The organism is Chryseobacterium sp. BIGb0232, from assembly GCF_024810195.1.
Lineage (GTDB): Bacteria > Bacteroidota > Bacteroidia > Flavobacteriales > Weeksellaceae > Chryseobacterium > Chryseobacterium pennae.
Genome location: NZ_JANUEH010000001.1, coordinates 671,456 through 687,464 on the forward strand (window position 1 = coordinate 671,456; position 16,009 = coordinate 687,464).

At 33.7% G+C, this 16,009-nt stretch carries 15 protein-coding genes; 6 read left to right on the forward strand and 9 right to left on the reverse strand.

The features are described 5' to 3' along the window. Positions 1–2: 2 nt before the first annotated feature. The 4 genes from M2372_RS02890 to M2372_RS02905 all read right to left on the reverse strand — a co-directional run bounded on the left by M2372_RS02890 (position 3) and on the right by M2372_RS02905 (position 4,691). On the reverse strand, positions 3–1,118 hold the full coding sequence (locus M2372_RS02890; protein WP_228455640.1) for an efflux RND transporter periplasmic adaptor subunit: 1,116 nt from the start codon (positions 1,116–1,118) through the stop codon (positions 3–5). A gap of 244 nt (positions 1,119–1,362) precedes the next feature. Then, positions 1,363–2,289, reverse strand: a complete 927-nt coding sequence (locus tag M2372_RS02895) for an AraC family transcriptional regulator (protein WP_165852223.1) — start codon at positions 2,287–2,289, stop codon at positions 1,363–1,365. A 134-nt stretch (positions 2,290–2,423) separates the two neighbouring features. After that, on the reverse strand, positions 2,424–3,170 hold the full coding sequence (locus M2372_RS02900; RefSeq protein WP_123318428.1) for a metallophosphoesterase: 747 nt from the start codon (positions 3,168–3,170) through the stop codon (positions 2,424–2,426). A gap of 129 nt (positions 3,171–3,299) precedes the next feature. Then, positions 3,300–4,691 (reverse strand): MFS transporter, encoded by a 1,392-nt coding sequence (locus M2372_RS02905; RefSeq protein ID WP_123318427.1) that lies wholly within the window; start codon positions 4,689–4,691, stop codon positions 3,300–3,302. A gap of 142 nt (positions 4,692–4,833) precedes the next feature. Here M2372_RS02905 and M2372_RS02910 point away from each other — a divergent pair, with 142 nt between their 5' ends. Together M2372_RS02910 and M2372_RS02915 are read left to right on the forward strand one after the other, a co-directional pair. Further along, the gene (locus M2372_RS02910; protein WP_115971255.1) at positions 4,834–5,304 is read left to right on the forward strand and encodes an Lrp/AsnC family transcriptional regulator; all 471 of its coding nucleotides are present in this window, start codon (positions 4,834–4,836) and stop codon (positions 5,302–5,304) included. Positions 5,305–5,779: 475 nt separating this feature from the next. Next, positions 5,780–7,207 (forward strand): LuxR C-terminal-related transcriptional regulator, encoded by a 1,428-nt coding sequence (locus M2372_RS02915; protein WP_123318426.1) that lies wholly within the window; start codon positions 5,780–5,782, stop codon positions 7,205–7,207. 1,023 nt (positions 7,208–8,230) lie between these two features. Here the strand turns inward: M2372_RS02915 and M2372_RS02920 are convergent. Both M2372_RS02920 and M2372_RS02925 read right to left on the reverse strand, forming a co-directional pair. Continuing rightward, positions 8,231–8,746: a hypothetical protein gene (locus tag M2372_RS02920; protein WP_228455639.1), complete on the reverse strand. Its 516-nt coding sequence runs from the start codon at positions 8,744–8,746 to the stop codon at positions 8,231–8,233. A 19-nt stretch (positions 8,747–8,765) separates the two neighbouring features. Further along, a complete protein-coding gene (locus M2372_RS02925) occupies positions 8,766–9,770 on the reverse strand; it encodes a hypothetical protein (protein WP_148060718.1) in 1,005 nt (334 codons plus the stop codon). A gap of 752 nt (positions 9,771–10,522) precedes the next feature. On the opposite strand from M2372_RS02925, the gene mnmE reads away from it, so the two are divergent. Continuing rightward, positions 10,523–11,908: a tRNA uridine-5-carboxymethylaminomethyl(34) synthesis GTPase MnmE gene (mnmE, locus tag M2372_RS02930; RefSeq protein WP_115971251.1), complete on the forward strand. Its 1,386-nt coding sequence runs from the start codon at positions 10,523–10,525 to the stop codon at positions 11,906–11,908. A 157-nt stretch (positions 11,909–12,065) separates the two neighbouring features. Here the strand turns inward: mnmE and M2372_RS02935 are convergent, their stop codons facing one another. The 3 genes from M2372_RS02935 to M2372_RS02945 all read right to left on the reverse strand — a co-directional run bounded on the left by M2372_RS02935 (position 12,066) and on the right by M2372_RS02945 (position 14,388). Then, positions 12,066–12,320, reverse strand: coding sequence for a hypothetical protein (locus M2372_RS02935; RefSeq protein WP_123318423.1), 255 nt, complete (start codon positions 12,318–12,320; stop codon positions 12,066–12,068). 315 nt (positions 12,321–12,635) lie between these two features. Further along, the gene (locus M2372_RS02940) at positions 12,636–13,433 is read right to left on the reverse strand and encodes a LuxR C-terminal-related transcriptional regulator (protein WP_123319083.1); all 798 of its coding nucleotides are present in this window, start codon (positions 13,431–13,433) and stop codon (positions 12,636–12,638) included. Between the two features lie 160 nt (positions 13,434–13,593). Beyond that, complete coding sequence (locus M2372_RS02945) at positions 13,594–14,388, reverse strand: LuxR C-terminal-related transcriptional regulator (protein ID WP_123318422.1); 795 nt, start codon at positions 14,386–14,388, stop codon at positions 13,594–13,596. Between the two features lie 543 nt (positions 14,389–14,931). Here M2372_RS02945 and M2372_RS02950 point away from each other — a divergent pair. From M2372_RS02950 to M2372_RS02960, 3 genes are read left to right on the forward strand one after another with little or no spacing between them, the layout of a single operon-like run. Continuing rightward, positions 14,932–15,345, forward strand: a complete 414-nt coding sequence (locus M2372_RS02950; protein WP_115971248.1) for a transposase — start codon at positions 14,932–14,934, stop codon at positions 15,343–15,345. A gap of 42 nt (positions 15,346–15,387) precedes the next feature. After that, the gene (locus M2372_RS02955) at positions 15,388–15,702 is read left to right on the forward strand and encodes a helix-turn-helix domain-containing protein (RefSeq protein WP_123318421.1); all 315 of its coding nucleotides are present in this window, start codon (positions 15,388–15,390) and stop codon (positions 15,700–15,702) included. A 54-nt stretch (positions 15,703–15,756) separates the two neighbouring features. Then, positions 15,757–15,996 carry a hypothetical protein gene (locus tag M2372_RS02960; RefSeq protein WP_123318420.1) on the forward strand — a complete coding sequence of 80 codons (240 nt, stop codon included), beginning with the start codon at positions 15,757–15,759 and terminating at the stop codon, positions 15,994–15,996. Positions 15,997–16,009 lie beyond the last annotated feature (13 nt).

Sequence of the window (16,009 nt, forward strand, 5' to 3'; positions counted from 1 at the left end):
TCTTACGATTTTTTCTGTTGAGCATTTTTCTTTTGTGCCACGACAGGCGTTCCCGGCTGCAGTCTGTCGAAACCGGAAACGATGTACTGATCTCCAGCTTTCAGGCCTTTGGAAACGATGAAATGATCCCCCGTTTTTCCATTCACTTCTACCGGAAGCATTTCTGCTTTTCCATTTTTGATTGTGAATACAAAAACTTTATCCTGAATCGTTCTGGTAGAAGCGATCGGAAGTAATACAACATTGCTGTAAAACTGATCTAATAAGATCTTCCCGGTATTTCCGCTTCTCAAAAGATGATTCGGATTATTGAATTTTGCTCTTAAGGTAATAGAACCCGTAGTTTTGTTAAACTGCCCTTCAACGGCATCTATCCTTCCTGTTTCAGCGTACTTTTCACCCCCGGAAAGCAATAGAGATACTGCCGGAGTATTTTTAATAACCTCCTCAATGCTGCTTCCTACATATTGTTTCTGGAAATTATTAAAGTCATTTTCACTCAAACTGAAATACGTATATACCTGATGAATATCAGACAAAAGGGTAATGGGCTCCTGATTGCCAGGGGTCATCAAACTTCCCAAACGATAGTTGAATCTTCCGATAAATCCACTTACCGGAGCTTTAATTGTAGAAAAATTAAGATTGATCTTTGCAGATTCAATAGAAGATGTTGTTTGGCTTACCGCTCCTCTTGCCGCATTATAAGCTGCTTCTGCTTCTTTCACCTGGATTTCGGAAACCATTTTATTTTTGAAAAGTTCCTTTTTCCTGTCCAGATCAATTTTAGAACTGGAAAGATTTGCCTGTGCCGTAATCAGTGCTGCCTGTGCACTTTTCATCTGCTCAGCGAATATCTTATCTTCAATTTTGAACAATGGCTGGCCCGCTCTTACATAATCTCCTTCATCTACAAAAATTTTACTTAGGTATCCTGTTACCTGAGGTCTGATCTCTACATTGGAAACTCCTTCAACTGCTGCTGCATATTCTCTGGAGACAGAAGCATCTCCTTGTTTTACTATTTCTACAGGAAGTTCTGGTGCCTGTTGCTGATAAGCTTGGTTTTGGTTACTTTTCTTACATCCCGTCAAAGCGATGAGCGCAAGAAAAAGCATTGTCGATTTTTGAACAAAAAATCTTTGCATAACTATAGTCATTTAAATTTTCGCCACAAAATTCGAACGAAAAAAATTCAATAGATTTATTCAAAAAACTCCTTGTTTTGTCAAAAAGACTCCTTATTTTAAAAAACATGAGATATATCATTCATAGACAAATTAAATAATATATTTTTAAAATTTAAATCAAAAAAAGGCCTTATTTTATCAAAAAGACACCTAAAACACAACTAATTGATTATCAATACAAATCATCTTTCCTGTATTCTAATGGAGCTCTCCCAGTGTGCTTTTTGAAAAATTTACTGAAAGACGCCTGATCTGAGAACCTAAGCTTTGCAGCCACTTCATTCACGTTAAGATTTGGGTTCTTGAGCAATAACCTTGCTTCTACCGCCAATACCTGATGAATAATATCCCGTGGCGTTTTAAACATGGTTTTATTGATAACTTTGGTAAGATACTTCCGACTGATAAACAACTTGTCTGCATAGAACTGAACATTATGTTCCTCTTTGAAATGCTCCTGAACAAGTTTAAAAAAACTGGTAGTAAGTTCATCTTCACGAGGAGTCACCGAATGTGGTTTTTCTATTTTTTTGAAATAATTATCAATCTCATAAATAACCAGCGAGAAGTGATGCCAGATCATTTCATTAAAATAATAATTATCTTTCTCTTTGTTATTCAGCATCTTTAATTCATCAAAATAGAACTGTAACCTTTTGTAAAGCTCCGGTTCATTCCTTACGATATGGGTAGGATCTGACGACAAACTCTTCAGTACATTATTGGATTTATAGTTAAAACCAGCCTCAGAAATAAAATCCAACGAAAAGAAAATATATTTAGCATTATAATCAATAGCAATATTATCTACCCAGAAAGTCTCAGCCATAGGACAAAAAACAATATCTCCTTTATAGACCATGTAATTTTTATCATCCAGTCTAAAACCTACACTTCCTTCCTGTACAAGAAAAATACAGAAATAATCTGAACGGTATGGGATATTAGGCTTTATGATATAATTCGCCCGGTCAATTTCCATAACAACAAACTCTTTGACTCTGAGATCAAATTCTACCTGCTGTAATAATTCATCAAAAGCCAATTGTGAAACAAAATCAGGTTTCTGGAGAAGTTCTTTATGGGATTTTTTAGCCATAGGAAATGGGTTATGAGGTACGAAGGTAGTGAAAAGAGGGAAAAAAGCAAAGGGCACAAGAATGCTGGAAAAACAAGAAAGCCAGCGGGTAAATCCCATCTTTAGCCTATTTGATAAACCCAGCCTTCCCCATATTATATTTCCACAATTAGTTCTTTCTCATAACCATTGTACTTTTCATCAATATAACCATGAGGGTTACAAATCACTTCTGTTTTCCCAATACTATATCTGCAGGGTGTGTGAATATGACCATGAATCCAGTATAATGGCTGATATTCAAGAATTACGTCTTCCAGGCTGGAAGCATAAGCTGAAGTTAATGGATCTTCTTTATAATGTTCCGGTACAGACTGAATACTGGGAGCATGGTGAGTAACAACAATATTTTTAAGCTCTTTTGAAACTTCAAGACTCTCCCGCAGCCATACTTTTGAAAGCTGATGAATTTTGAAAGTGTCTATGGTTCTCATTTTTGAATAAGATGGATCGCGTCTGATTTTTTTATAATCATTCATCTTCGGCTGACAGATCATTCCATATTTCACAGGGTTTCCAAAGATGGAAAAATCGGTCCATAAGGTAGTTCCATGAAAACGGACACCTTCAATATCCACAAAAGAATTTTCGAGTACAAAAACATTGGAACCTTCTGCTTCATCTTTTATTTTATGAAGAGTCTTCGGATATGAGCCTTTATAATATTCATGGTTTCCCAGAATATAAATCACCGGCTTACCAGGAATTGTTTCTTTAATCCATTCAATTCCTTTAGTTCCCAAATTAACATCACCAGCCAAAACAATAACATCTGCATTATCAAAACATAATTCAGTTCGTCCAAATTCCTGATGAAGATCACTAATGATTTGTATTTTCATGATGCAAAAGTAATAAAGAAGAGCGGAATCTTGAAAAAAACCATTGCAGCTTATTCTTAAAAAGAAAAAAGGAACCAATGCCTAAACACCGATTCCTTACTCATATAGTTTGTGTAATTTTAAGGCCGCTTATGATGAAACAGCCATTTCCGCCTGTTTCACTTTTAAGCTTTTCAATATAAAATAGAATAACATTCCAAGGGCTAAAAGAGCATAGCTAACCAGTACAATCAAATTCAGGCTTCCAACCGCAAATTCTGAAGGAAAAACCTGACTCATTAAAGTCATGAACGACAGCCCGATCCCAGCTCCAAGGAAGTAACTTGTAGAACTCAAACTTGATGCCAATCCGTAGTTGGAAGGCTCAACATCCTGAATTCCCATCACAGAAAGTGCTGTAAAACAGAACGTCATTCCTATTCCCGAAATACACGCAGCTCCTAATAGAACCATCGCTAACGGATGCCCTGCATACACTGAAATTAACAACAGTAATCCACCAGCCAGCATAAAACCCCATCCTAATACGCCCATTTGAGATGAACTCAACCGTTTGGAAACATGAGGCAGTACAAACTTAGCTGTTAAAGCCGATAGAACACTAAACGGAACCAACATTAACCCTGCTGAAGCCGCACTATAGCTCATATCTTTCTGAAGCATTAATGAAATCAGGAATAAAAACCCGATGAAAAATGCTCCCAGCATGAAGAAAGCTGCATTGGAAACAACCAATGAACCATGTCTGAATAATTTCAGGTCAAATAAGGGCTCTGCAACAGTTCTCAATCTGAAGAATACCATCACTAAAAGCAATACTGCAACTATTAATGAACCTATTACAAGAAAAGGCTGTTCTTTAATATGAACCAATTCATGGGTTCCGTATGTTAAACTCAAAAGCCCTACAACCATTAAAATCCCGGAAATAAGATCTGTTTTTTGTGCAGTTTCATTTTTCTCATCTGTTGGTAAATAATAATAGGATAAGATTAACGTAATTAAAAGAATTGGAACATTAATAAGGAAAACCCAATGCCAGCTCAGGTAGGTACTGATAATCCCACCCACGGAAAGACCACTTCCTGAACCAATTGCAGCAAAAGAACTGAAAATTCCAATCGCACGATTTCTTTCCTGTTCTTCCCTGAAAGTATTAGTTACAATAGACAATGCTGCCGGCATCACAAGCGCTGCTCCCAATCCCTGCAGAGCACGGAATATAGCCAGCATATTGAAGCTTTCTGAAAGACCTGCCCCCAATGAGGTCAGCATAAAAATCAGTGCTCCCAATAAGAATATTTTCTTTCTTCCAATCTGATCGGAAAGTTTCCCTCCAATAATCAGAAAGCCACCAAAAAACAATACATACAGCGTCTGCAACCACTGAACGGTTCCCGCACTGATGTTAAACTGTTCCTGAATAGAAGGAATGGTTAAATTAATAATTGCAATATCCAAAGCCTCCACAAAAGTTCCCACCGATGCTAAAATTAATATTAAATTTTTCCTTGTATCCATATATTCAAATTTCCTGCAAAATTAAAATTAACAGAACGTAATTAAAAATTTTACATTAAATTTGGAACAATAAAACTAAATAAACATAATAAAAAGAACAAAACAACTGAAACAAAGAAATTAACCCTATAAAACAGAACAAATGCCAACAGAAAATTATACTCCCGATGAAAAAGACCTTTCGATTCTGCGAATTCTCCAGAAAGATGCGAAGATGAGCATCCGTGATATTTCCGCCAGGATCAACCTCAGCCCCACTCCTACTCATGAGCGTATTAAACGTATGGAAAAACTAGGGATCATCAAGGAATATACGACTGTAGTAGACCGTAAAAAAGTGAATAAAGGAATGATGGTTATCTGTATGATTGCCTTGAATCTCCACAATAAAAAAACGGCTGGCAAATTCATTGAAGAAGTCGGTAAACTCAAAGAAGTGGTCGAGTTTTACAACATCAGTGGGGATTTTGATTTTATGCTAAAAATTCTGGCACCGAATATGGATGAGTTTCATGAGTTTTTTATTAATAAACTATCGGAAATTGAGGGAATCGGTCAGACGAAAAGTATATTTGTGATGAGCAGCATTAAAGAAAGCGCTCAGATTTTATAAGATATTCCCAAAAAGCCATAAGATGAATTCTCATTAAAATTATTTTCAATTTCATAGGTAAAATACACTTCCACCAGCACAACCAACCGATAAAACACTGATATTCACATATTTTAAAAATCCACAAAACTTATTATTCTTCAATAATTAATGTCTCTATCAACCAAGTAGGTATTGGATCATTGTTTATTTTTCACTACTTTAGTAGTTTAAATTTATCTGCATGGATAGATTTATTAAGCAACAAAAAGATGATGAACATTACATTTATTAATTCAGGCTACTGCAATAAGTGGTCCGGTATACCATTACCGATCAATCTATATAATAGGTATCCGTACGGTTTTACAACAACTAAAACTGAAATGACAGACTTCTGAAAAACACAACAATGAAACTTTCAGAAAAAAGTATTGAGACTGAAATTGTGAAATAATTTCATCATTAGACAAATGAGTATAAAATCACAGAATTCATGAACAGCATAAGTGATACCCCTTTCAAAAGTCACAGAATGTATTTATATCTTTTTATTGCAATCTCCTTGTGTAGCTGCAGTAAAAAGATCAATATTCCTGAAATAGACAACGCACTGCTGCAAAAAAATGAAAAATTAAGACTTGAAGGAAAAGACAGGGAACTTATCATTCTGAATACTGAAATCATCAGACAATCAAAGGAAGGCGGCTACCCAAAAGGAGAAGCTTTAGGCTATATTAACCTGGCCAATACTTATGGGATGATGGGAAGTTACAAAACCAGCCATGAATACCTGAAGTCTGCGAACAACATTATCACCCGTCTTCATGACAATTTTCTTTACGCTAAACTCTACCACGAATATGGCCAGATCAATTATGTTACAGGATTAGTAAATACAGCCTTAAGCTATAATGCAAAAGCTATTTATTATGGTAAAAAACTGAACGAAAAAAGCTGGCTGCTGGGAAATATGTATGAGCAAAGAGCCGATTTTATTGCTGCCATGGATAAAGATTCAGCATTGATCTATCGCCACAAAGGCTTCAACATAGATCCTTCTGCTCTTAATGCTTCCCTGATTGGTTATCATCATTTACAGCAAACCAAAAACCTAGATTCAGCCACTATTTATATTGACAAAGGACTATCACTTCTTAAAAGTTCTGAATATGGAACGGTAAGACAAGGCATCATCTATTCTTTTTATGCTGATCTTCTTTCTGAAAAAAAGGAATATGAAAAAGCATTAGATTTTTATAAAAAATCATCAGATATTTTAGTTAAAACAAAAAGAATCAACAAATTACCGAGCCTCTACCGCCAGATCAGCTTTGTTTACCAAAACCTCAACAACAGGAAAATGGAAGAAGCTTACGCTTTGAAAGCGGAGGAATTGGACCAGAAACTGAAAATATCCGGAAATGAAGCCATTGATCTCTCTCTGAGCGAGGTAATTGAACAAAAAAATAAGGATCAAATTAATCTTATCTTTATTTCCATTGGTGTGTTTATTCTCATCGCAGGAACAATTTTATTTTTACTGATCAGAAACAGGAGACATCAGAAAGAGAGTAAAAGTTCTGAAAAATCAAATACGATAGCTTATCCTTCTAAAGAAAGAATTTCAAAAGAAGATTTCACAGAATTATTGGACCTGGCGAAGGGTAATGATCTTAAATTCATCAAGAGATTTGAGGAGATCAACCCAGGCCTGTTTCAGAATATTTTAAAGATTAACCCACAGCTTACCAAATCAGAGTTGTCTTTGTGTGCAATGATATGGCTCGGCTTTTCCTCAAAAGACATTGCTGATTTCACTTTTATACAACACAGATCTGTACAGACTAAAAAAGGCAGGCTCAGAAAAAAACTTAATATTTCTTCCGAAACAGATCTTTACAGCTTTTTCACGTCCTTATAGTAATGAAAATTTTACTCAACAGGGAGTCTTTATAAAACTTTAAAACATTTCAATTAACAGATATCTGTTCAGATTAAGAAAATCCTGTTCCAGGCAAGTTCAAAACCGGGAGACAGAACCAAGTGATGAAGTTAAAAATGACAATCACATATATTTTGCTCTTTTTAAAAAGCCATTTTTATTATCCCAGTTCCAATATTTAATTTCAGGTCCTTATCCGAACTCAGGCCAATAAGAATCTATAATTCATAAAAATTCCACCCTCTTTTAATAATATTCACTACATAACATATAGTATAAAATTTACACTGTAAGGATATTTTTTATTAAAAACAAACAATACTTAAGTAAGAAAAACGGTCTTTTCAATAAAAAAAACTAAAATTTATTTTACAAAAAACAACACCTATATCTTTATTTATTAAAACTTATTTAACTGAAAATCAAATTATTGAACTATAAGTAGTACCCATAGTGTAGCTGTGTCGTATGCTGTTTTTTGGAAATGTTTACCATTATTGAATATGTTTGTCATGTTAAAAATATAAACCTTTAATTTTTTTAAACACTCCACAAAAAGAATACACATAAATTATTTACAGAATCTTAAGAATAATTATAAAACCCTCCCCTCTGCAACCACTTTAAATTTAATCTAATAAAAAGTATTAAGAACAACACAAATGATAAACACAAATGATGAAAATCCAGAGGGGTGTTTTTTTAATAAACTAAACAAATAATATAAGCTAAAAACACAAACAAAAAAAAGAGGCCTATTAACACAACATTCTATGATGAAACAATATCTCACAATACTATAAAAACATTTATAGAAAACTGAGACTATTACAATCTATATTATTTGTTTAACTGAGAGATTACACTTTAAAACTGTAATCTCTTTTTTAATATACGCCTAAAAAAAGCAGCAGTATATCTCAATATACCACTGCTTCAATATCCATTATAAACTTATTTAAACCGGTTTCCCGGAAAATTATCTTATTTCTTATTGTAAGGTTATTTCCAGTAATTCCAGACTGAACCATCAAATACGGCGAGTGTTTTACTGGATGTGTCATAACATATCATTCCAGGATATGGATTCTTTACATTACTATGAGGAGTTGCAATCTGAGGAAGAATCATTGCTTTATCCGGAGACTCCAATACCAATACTCCGTCTGCAGTACTGGTTGTCGCTCCAATAATAACCCCCTTCCCAAGCTCTGCAGAATTATTTACAACAATGGCGCTTGAGCTTCCTGCATCAGATAAAAGCTTCCATGTATCATTTTCGTAAACCTTTATTTTATTGTCAGTTATATCAAAAACAAATGTTCCATTTACCAGAGATCCGGTTGGAAGACCAGAAATTGCCGGAAGGATCAATCCTTTTGTATTTCCGGATATATTATTGAAATCCAGGACCGTACTATTTCCGTCTACAGCTTGCTTTCCAATTGCTACCTGAGCAACAGAAAGGTTAAAAACAACAAGGGCGGCTGCTATGCTTATATTTTTTATGTTTTTCATCCTTTTATTAATTTTTAGATTAATCATTACAGCTTCTTACTACACATTTCCATTCTGTACCGTTATACAACTTCACACATTTATCCAGAAGATCGTATACGAGCATCCCCTCTTTTGGATCTGCAATAGCATCTCCTGACTGTGGAGTCTGGCTCACATGCTGAACTCTGGTAATAACGAAGCCTTTATCTTTTGCTTCCATTGCAAGAAAACCGTTAGGAATATTTTCCGGCCATTCACTCTTTTTTTGCTGAACGGTAATTCCGAATTTCGTAAACCCATCAGGTGTTCCTGTTGCTCCCGGTTTTGTACAAAAAGCATCCATATCATCAATAATGGTAGGTGCATTACCACAAGTTGATTTATCATCAGACAATCCTTTTGGCCAAAGAGATGGACATGTAGCAGAAGTAGCATTAGGACCACAGAAACTTGCATTCCCCATACCAAGCCCTACCACGTTTCCCATAGCAATAGCAACAATTTGGCTGTCATTACTGATTACAGCTGCGCCACCACCACCACTTACATCAGCTTTCGCAATACAATAAGCTTTACCGGTAGGAATTCCAATATATCTAACAGATGGATATGTTGTAGACTGTTGGGTAAATGTTCCACAAATCTCTACAACACTGTTTGTCCCCATGTCTATGGTAGAGGTTGATCCCGGGAAAGCGCCAAAAAAAGTAGGATCTTCCTGAACGACTGATCCAACAAGAGACAGGAATGATTTGGTTCCTAATTTAATTCTTGAATCCTTCTGAGAATTAAATGCTCCAACTGTAACGGTACCTGTAGATTTCACACTTGCACCATCACCAATCTCCAGAACTCCACTCACCTGAATACTATTAGATTGTAACTGACCAGACTGAACAATAAGTGTTGCTCCATATGGAATGCTGATATTGGTTACTACATTAAGATTCCCATTAAGACAGTAAGTAGTCCCGCTTACCATTGTCTGCCCAGTATAAGGTGTACACGTTTGGGCATAAGTTACACCATAGAAGGCTATCATTAATAAAAAAATCAATTTTTTATTAAAACCTAAAAAAATTAAATTATTCATATATCTTCATCCTAAATTAACAAATTATTCATATTTTAATGACAAATATGTGTTTTTTTTACATCATCGAATCCCTACTCAACAATTAACATACCAAACATCATTATTATTTTAAATAATAATAGAATACTGTGAGAAATTTATTCTTATTAAAAATATTTCTTTATAGTATTTAATTTTGAAATAAAAACAACTTATTAGTAAACAAAGATTTACATAAATCAAAACTACATATATTTAAAAATTCAATATTATCGTATGTATATATTGATTTATGATCTCCAAAAAAGCAAATCCAAGAAAACATAAAACAATATGTATCAATATTGTACGATTTGGAATACTTTCTCAATACATTGATGCAGATTCTTTCTACATCCCTTAAATACTCCAGATTTTTGATGCTCAGACAACGGAAAATGATATAATAAAATTTATCTATTAAAATAGTTATGATTTGTATAAACATAGCCTTTTTTTCACCTCCTAATATGCGGACATTGTCTCTGAAAACTATAGTAACAGGATTCCTATAGCTATAACTTCCACTAATTTAAAATGCACAGCAACTGCGTTCTCTATATTTAAAAAAATCCAGAGGGGAGCGTGAATATTTCTGAACCTTCTCATTCCAATAGGAAGTATAGACAATACATATAGCCTCTCTATAAAATTTGTATTAAAAAGCTTAAATTTGCACCATGAATAACGATACTATTTGTGCACTGGCTACAGCCAATGGAATAGGTGCTTTAGGCATTATCAGAGTTTCCGGAAATGATGTTTTACCCATTGTTCAGAAAAGTTTTCCTGCAAAAAAACTGGAGAAACAGAAATCTCATACCATCCATTACGGTTATTTTATGGATGGTGAAGAAGCTATTGATGAAATCATGCTATCCATTTTTTTGGCTCCGAAAAGTTTTACTACTGAAAACTCAGTAGAAATTGCTTTCCACGGTTCACCTCATATCGGAAAACGTATTCTCGAAACTTTGATTAAAAACGGCGCAAGAATGGCAAAAGCCGGAGAGTTCACTCTTCGTGCATTTATCAATGGAAGAATTGATCTTTCTCAGGCAGAAGCGATTGCTGATGTGATTGCGTCTGAAAATGAAGCTTCCAGAAAAGTAGCCATTAACCAGCTAAAGGGAGGAATTACTAATGAAATATCGTTATTGAGAACAGATCTTCTGAACTTTGTATCATTGATAGAACTGGAACTGGATTTTGCTGAGGAAGACGTAGAATTCGCAGACAGAACTGCATTAAGCGGTCTATTGGATAAAATTGAATTAAAATTAAATTCCCTTATTGAAAGTTTCCAGTATGGAAATGCAATCAAAAATGGTACTGCCGTTGCTATTATCGGAAAACCCAATGCAGGAAAATCTACTCTACTCAATGCTTTATTGAAGGAAGAGAGAGCTATCGTCAGCAATATTGCAGGAACAACCAGAGATACAATTGAAGAAGTACTTCATATCAAAGGACACGCTTTCCGTCTTATTGATACTGCCGGACTTCGTGACACGGTGGATGAAATTGAAGCAATTGGGGTAAAAAAGGCTAAGGAAAAGGTTGAAAACGCTAACATTCTGGTTTATCTGACAGATGCAGCTACCGAAAGTTTTTCCGAAGATATTGAAATGATACAATCTTTATTGAGGGAAGATTTAAAGCTCATCATTTGTGCTACAAAAATTGATGAAGTCACTCCTACAAAATATGAAGGTGTTGAAGATATTTTCAGAAATGCAATTACCCAAGAATTTGATTTTATAAAGATCTCAGCGGTTGAAAATCAGAATATTCAGGATCTTAAAAATGAATTATCATCGTATGTTGAACATTTAAAAACTGAAGAAAGCAATGTTGTGATTACCAACCAGCGTCACTTTGAAGCTTTACGAAAGTCACTGGATGCAGTACATCAGGTAAAAGAAGCTATTACTTTCCGAATTTCTACGGAGCTTTTAGCATATGAATTAAGAAATGCCCTGGAGCACCTTGGAACCATTTCTGGTGAAGTCACAAATGACGAAATACTAGGTAATATCTTCTCGAAATTCTGTATTGGAAAATAACCAAGTTATTAAAAATCAATTAAATACAAAGTAAACTATTAAACAAAGCGCTGTTTTTGCAGTGCTTTGTTTATTTAATAGAAGAAAATCAATATTATATTACAAATAGATTAGATTAGCCATCCAGTAAAATCCGTTTAACTCCAAATCTGTTATTTTACATCCCACGAAATACTTTGGCAAACCCTAACTCAAAACCCTCTAATTTAACACCCTCTTCCTCCTTTCTATGGATATCAAAGTCTTCCCATAATGTAATACTTCCCCCATTTATCATTCTGCTATTTTTTAAGGAGCCGACTGTTTCATTCTTATTACCACTAACAACCATAACCAATTGAACTCCAGAAGACAATATTCCTAACAGCGCCTTTCCTATATCTCCAAGTGAACCTTTGAGGGCAATTTTCATACTTTTTCAATTTTAATTTGAAGGAATAACTTTTTATTAAAGACAATGATATTCTCACAATCTTTTGTTATTCAATTTATTTCACAAATCAATACAGAAAATAAATGATAGATATACTCAAGAGGAAACATCATCTTATACATAGCCAAAAGTTAGAAACGTTTTATTTACAGCCACAACGTTTTATTATACAGAATTATCAGGGCAGTTAAAACATACACAAATAGTAGAATCAATCATTTTCGACAAATTCCCTGATGTAAAAATATTCCTTATTTTATAAAAAAAATATACCATTACTCTCTGTTTGACCAATTAAATAATAAGCAAACTACAACTCATGGTGTAGGCAATCAATTCTGATGATGTCTTGGTATTGGTTTTCTTTCTGAGATTACTTTTATGATTCTCTACCGTATGATAAGAAATGAAAAGTTTTTCTGCTATTTCAGGGGTATTGAGTCCCTGTGCCATAAGCTTCAGAATTTCTTTTTCCCTTTTGGTAATGGCAGGCTTATCTACCTCTACTTTCTCATGAACATACTGATCAACATGCTTGAAGTACTGTACTTCATCATTCGTAAAATCTATTACGGAAAGCAGCGGCCGATTCTGAATCTGAAAATGAGAAAGATCATAAACCATCACTAACGAGGATTCTACCTCAAAATTCTGATTAACACGTTGCTGTGGTGAATGCAACAATATCCAACGATACTCACCCTCCCTATCAATCATTCTTCCATAATAATTAAACCGGACCCCGGTTTTTCCGGATTTCAAAAAATTCTGACGCATCGTTGCACCAAAAATAAGAGCTCCCATAATGTGGATTTTATCTTCCGGATGAAAAAGATTAATAAAAAAATCGGTATCCGAATTAAGCCATTCTTTTTTGCTGTAAGGAGTAAATTTTTCTATGTTATCACTAATAATCTCTGTCCGCATTTTTGTATTGTTAGTGATGAACCAAAAATAAGGACCTATCGCAAAACTTCCTGCAGTCTTAATAGCACCTGTAAAGTAGCCTTCATAGTCTTCAGGTAATTCACCATTTTTTGAAAAATATTCATAAAACTCATCAACTTCTACTGGAAAAATCTTTTTTTTCATAATATGATTAAATAAAACATAAAGAATAATCAAATTTGTTTTTATATTCTCATATTCCAAAACCATACCAATGAAAATTGATAATAAATAAAATCAACGTAAATCCATAAAAGAACTCAACCAAATAAACACCTGATTTATAAACAATTAAAAGAAGCGATCATATCAGTAAAAGATTATATCTGATTACAAAAGCAATTAAAGCAGAGGATGTCTTAGTTCCTGTTTTTTTCCTGAGATTGCTTTTATGGTTTTCCACTGTAGAATAAGAAATAAAAAGTTTTTTTGCTATTTCCGGAGTTGTAAAGCCTTGTGATATCAGTCTCAAAATCTCTTTTTCACGTTTGGTAATATAAGGTACCTCCAGTTCCATTTCATTCTTTTCAATACTGTTATTCTTCCCTTTGTAGTACTGGGTTTCTTTAATATCAGGAGTAATGATTGATATCAGGGGTAATTGTTCAAACTTAAAGTTCTGAAGATCAAAAATAACATTCAATGTGCTATCAATCTGATCATATTGGTTAATGCAAAGCTGTGGACTTTGAAGCAATATCCATCGATAATCATTATCCTTGTTAAGCATCCTGCCATAAATGTTTACTGTAGTGGCATTTCGGGTATCTTCATCAATCCCAAAATACTTATCAACTGCAAATTCAAATGCAGCCAATAAAAAACTTCGATCTTCCGGATGAAATAAATTTATGAAGAAATCAAATTCAGAAGAAATCCAATCACTTTTTGGAAAGGGTGTGAAGTCACCAATATTATCACTCACCAATTGGGTTTTCTGCTCCCTGTTACTTATGATGATCCAAAAAAAGGGAGATATAGCAAAACGGCGGATATTTTCTATAGTATTAGAATACAAACCAAGGTAGTCTATATTTTCAGTAGAATTTGTCTTTAATTTGAGAAATTTGTTAGAAGTTATCGTATTTAACTTATCCATAAAGTGGGCTTGTGTTTTTGCAATAATAACTAAAGTAATAGAACATTATTACTCCACTGAATGAAAATGATGGATATCCACTATATTCATATAAATCCCTTACAATAAGCTTTATTCATCATATATCAACAAGGTAATTGATTGAAAAACGAAGCTTTCAAAGAGTTAAAATAATGGATATCTACTATATGTATTCACCCTGGTCCTAATTAACTTTGCCACCATCAACATCGCATAGATGATTTGAAAAGTAATCAACATCAAAAAAACACATATCAATCCAAGATGAAAAAAACAGTAATTCAAACAGGAACCATATCATTCAGAAGCTATAATCCTAAAGATTGATTTAGCATACGGACAAACATTATAACCCATTCAAGTTATTATAGACAATCAAATTTTTTATCCCCCAAAAAAACACAATAGATAATAGATTATCTGCTCTTAAAGACATAATCATAAACTGGTCTGTGATATACTAAATGGGTTATTCTTTCAAATATTCCATCACTTCGCTGAACTTAAACTCATTCATTAATAATGGATTTCAAAAACATACATATAGGACAGATGATAAAGGAAAGGGTATCAGAATCTGATATTGATATTCTCCGTATCTGTAAATTCTTTACTACTTCAGAACATGAGATTGAGAAAATGTATTCTTTCAAAAGCATTGACTCAGAAGTATTATTGAGGTGGTGCAAACTCCTGGATTATGATTTCTTTAGAATCTATTCCCAGCATCTTATTTTATATTCTCCGATGATACCCAGCCAATATTCCAGGGAATCTGCATTACCAAGATTTAAAAAAAACATTTATACAAAAGAAATAATATGTTTCATCATCAATATGATAGAAGTAGGGGAAAAAACCAAGACTCAGGTTATTGAAGAGTACAGGATACCCAAAACTACTTTACACAGATGGATCAGCAAATATAAGCCCTGATTTTTTAAGCTTCAATATAGTAACGAAAAACACAAAGACATCATGATCAATACAGAACCCAATTATATCAAAATATTTTCAGACATCATTTCAAAGAGGTTTCCTCAAAAATTATCCCATTGTCAACATTTCTTACAAAAGGAAAGATTATCCTCATTGGATATCATTACCCTCAACAGTATTTTATTTTCCGAATCGGATACGAATAATGATCACAAATCCTATGATAAGGAAAGTATTGCAGAAATATTAAACTATCAAAAAAAGACCAAAATGAACAACTCTGAGGTCGCCTCAATTTTTAAAATAAGTAGAAATACCTTGGCAATATGGAAGAAAACAATGGTAAAGAAATAGCCATAAAATATTACAATTATTGACAAAAATAACGGACTCCTATAATTTTCTACAATGAATAATAAAAACCACTACTTCCATGATGAAAATCAAAACATCCAAATATCAGAAGGTGAACTTCCAGGAAAAACATTGGATGAATTATATGATTTTTTAGGAAATTATGAAATGCAAAAGATACACCCGAATGAATGTATTTTTATTATTAAAAAATATTTTTGGGGAATAGTAAGTCTAAAACTACATCTCTACCTTAGTGAAGGTGTCGTACTCAGCTATTGCATCAAGTATTGATGATTTTCCCATA

Coding starts and splice junctions, on each gene's coding strand:
- M2372_RS02890 (WP_228455640.1), bottom strand. CDS start 1,118: ATGCTTTTTCTTGCGCTCATCGCTTTGACGGGATGTAAGAAAAGTAAC.
- M2372_RS02895 (WP_165852223.1), bottom strand. CDS start 2,289: ATGGCTAAAAAATCCCATAAAGAACTTCTCCAGAAACCTGATTTTGTT.
- M2372_RS02900 (WP_123318428.1), bottom strand. CDS start 3,170: ATGAAAATACAAATCATTAGTGATCTTCATCAGGAATTTGGACGAACT.
- M2372_RS02905 (WP_123318427.1), bottom strand. CDS start 4,691: ATGGATACAAGGAAAAATTTAATATTAATTTTAGCATCGGTGGGAACT.
- M2372_RS02910 (WP_115971255.1), top strand. CDS start 4,834: ATGCCAACAGAAAATTATACTCCCGATGAAAAAGACCTTTCGATTCTG.
- M2372_RS02915 (WP_123318426.1), top strand. CDS start 5,780: ATGAACAGCATAAGTGATACCCCTTTCAAAAGTCACAGAATGTATTTA.
- M2372_RS02920 (WP_228455639.1), bottom strand. CDS start 8,746: ATGAAAAACATAAAAAATATAAGCATAGCAGCCGCCCTTGTTGTTTTT.
- M2372_RS02925 (WP_148060718.1), bottom strand. CDS start 9,770: ATGATAGCCTTCTATGGTGTAACTTATGCCCAAACGTGTACACCTTAT.
- mnmE (WP_115971251.1), top strand. CDS start 10,523: ATGAATAACGATACTATTTGTGCACTGGCTACAGCCAATGGAATAGGT.
- M2372_RS02935 (WP_123318423.1), bottom strand. CDS start 12,320: ATGAAAATTGCCCTCAAAGGTTCACTTGGAGATATAGGAAAGGCGCTG.
- M2372_RS02940 (WP_123319083.1), bottom strand. CDS start 13,433: ATGAAAAAAAAGATTTTTCCAGTAGAAGTTGATGAGTTTTATGAATAT.
- M2372_RS02945 (WP_123318422.1), bottom strand. CDS start 14,388: ATGGATAAGTTAAATACGATAACTTCTAACAAATTTCTCAAATTAAAG.
- M2372_RS02950 (WP_115971248.1), top strand. CDS start 14,932: ATGGATTTCAAAAACATACATATAGGACAGATGATAAAGGAAAGGGTA.
- M2372_RS02955 (WP_123318421.1), top strand. CDS start 15,388: ATGATCAATACAGAACCCAATTATATCAAAATATTTTCAGACATCATT.
- M2372_RS02960 (WP_123318420.1), top strand. CDS start 15,757: ATGAATAATAAAAACCACTACTTCCATGATGAAAATCAAAACATCCAA.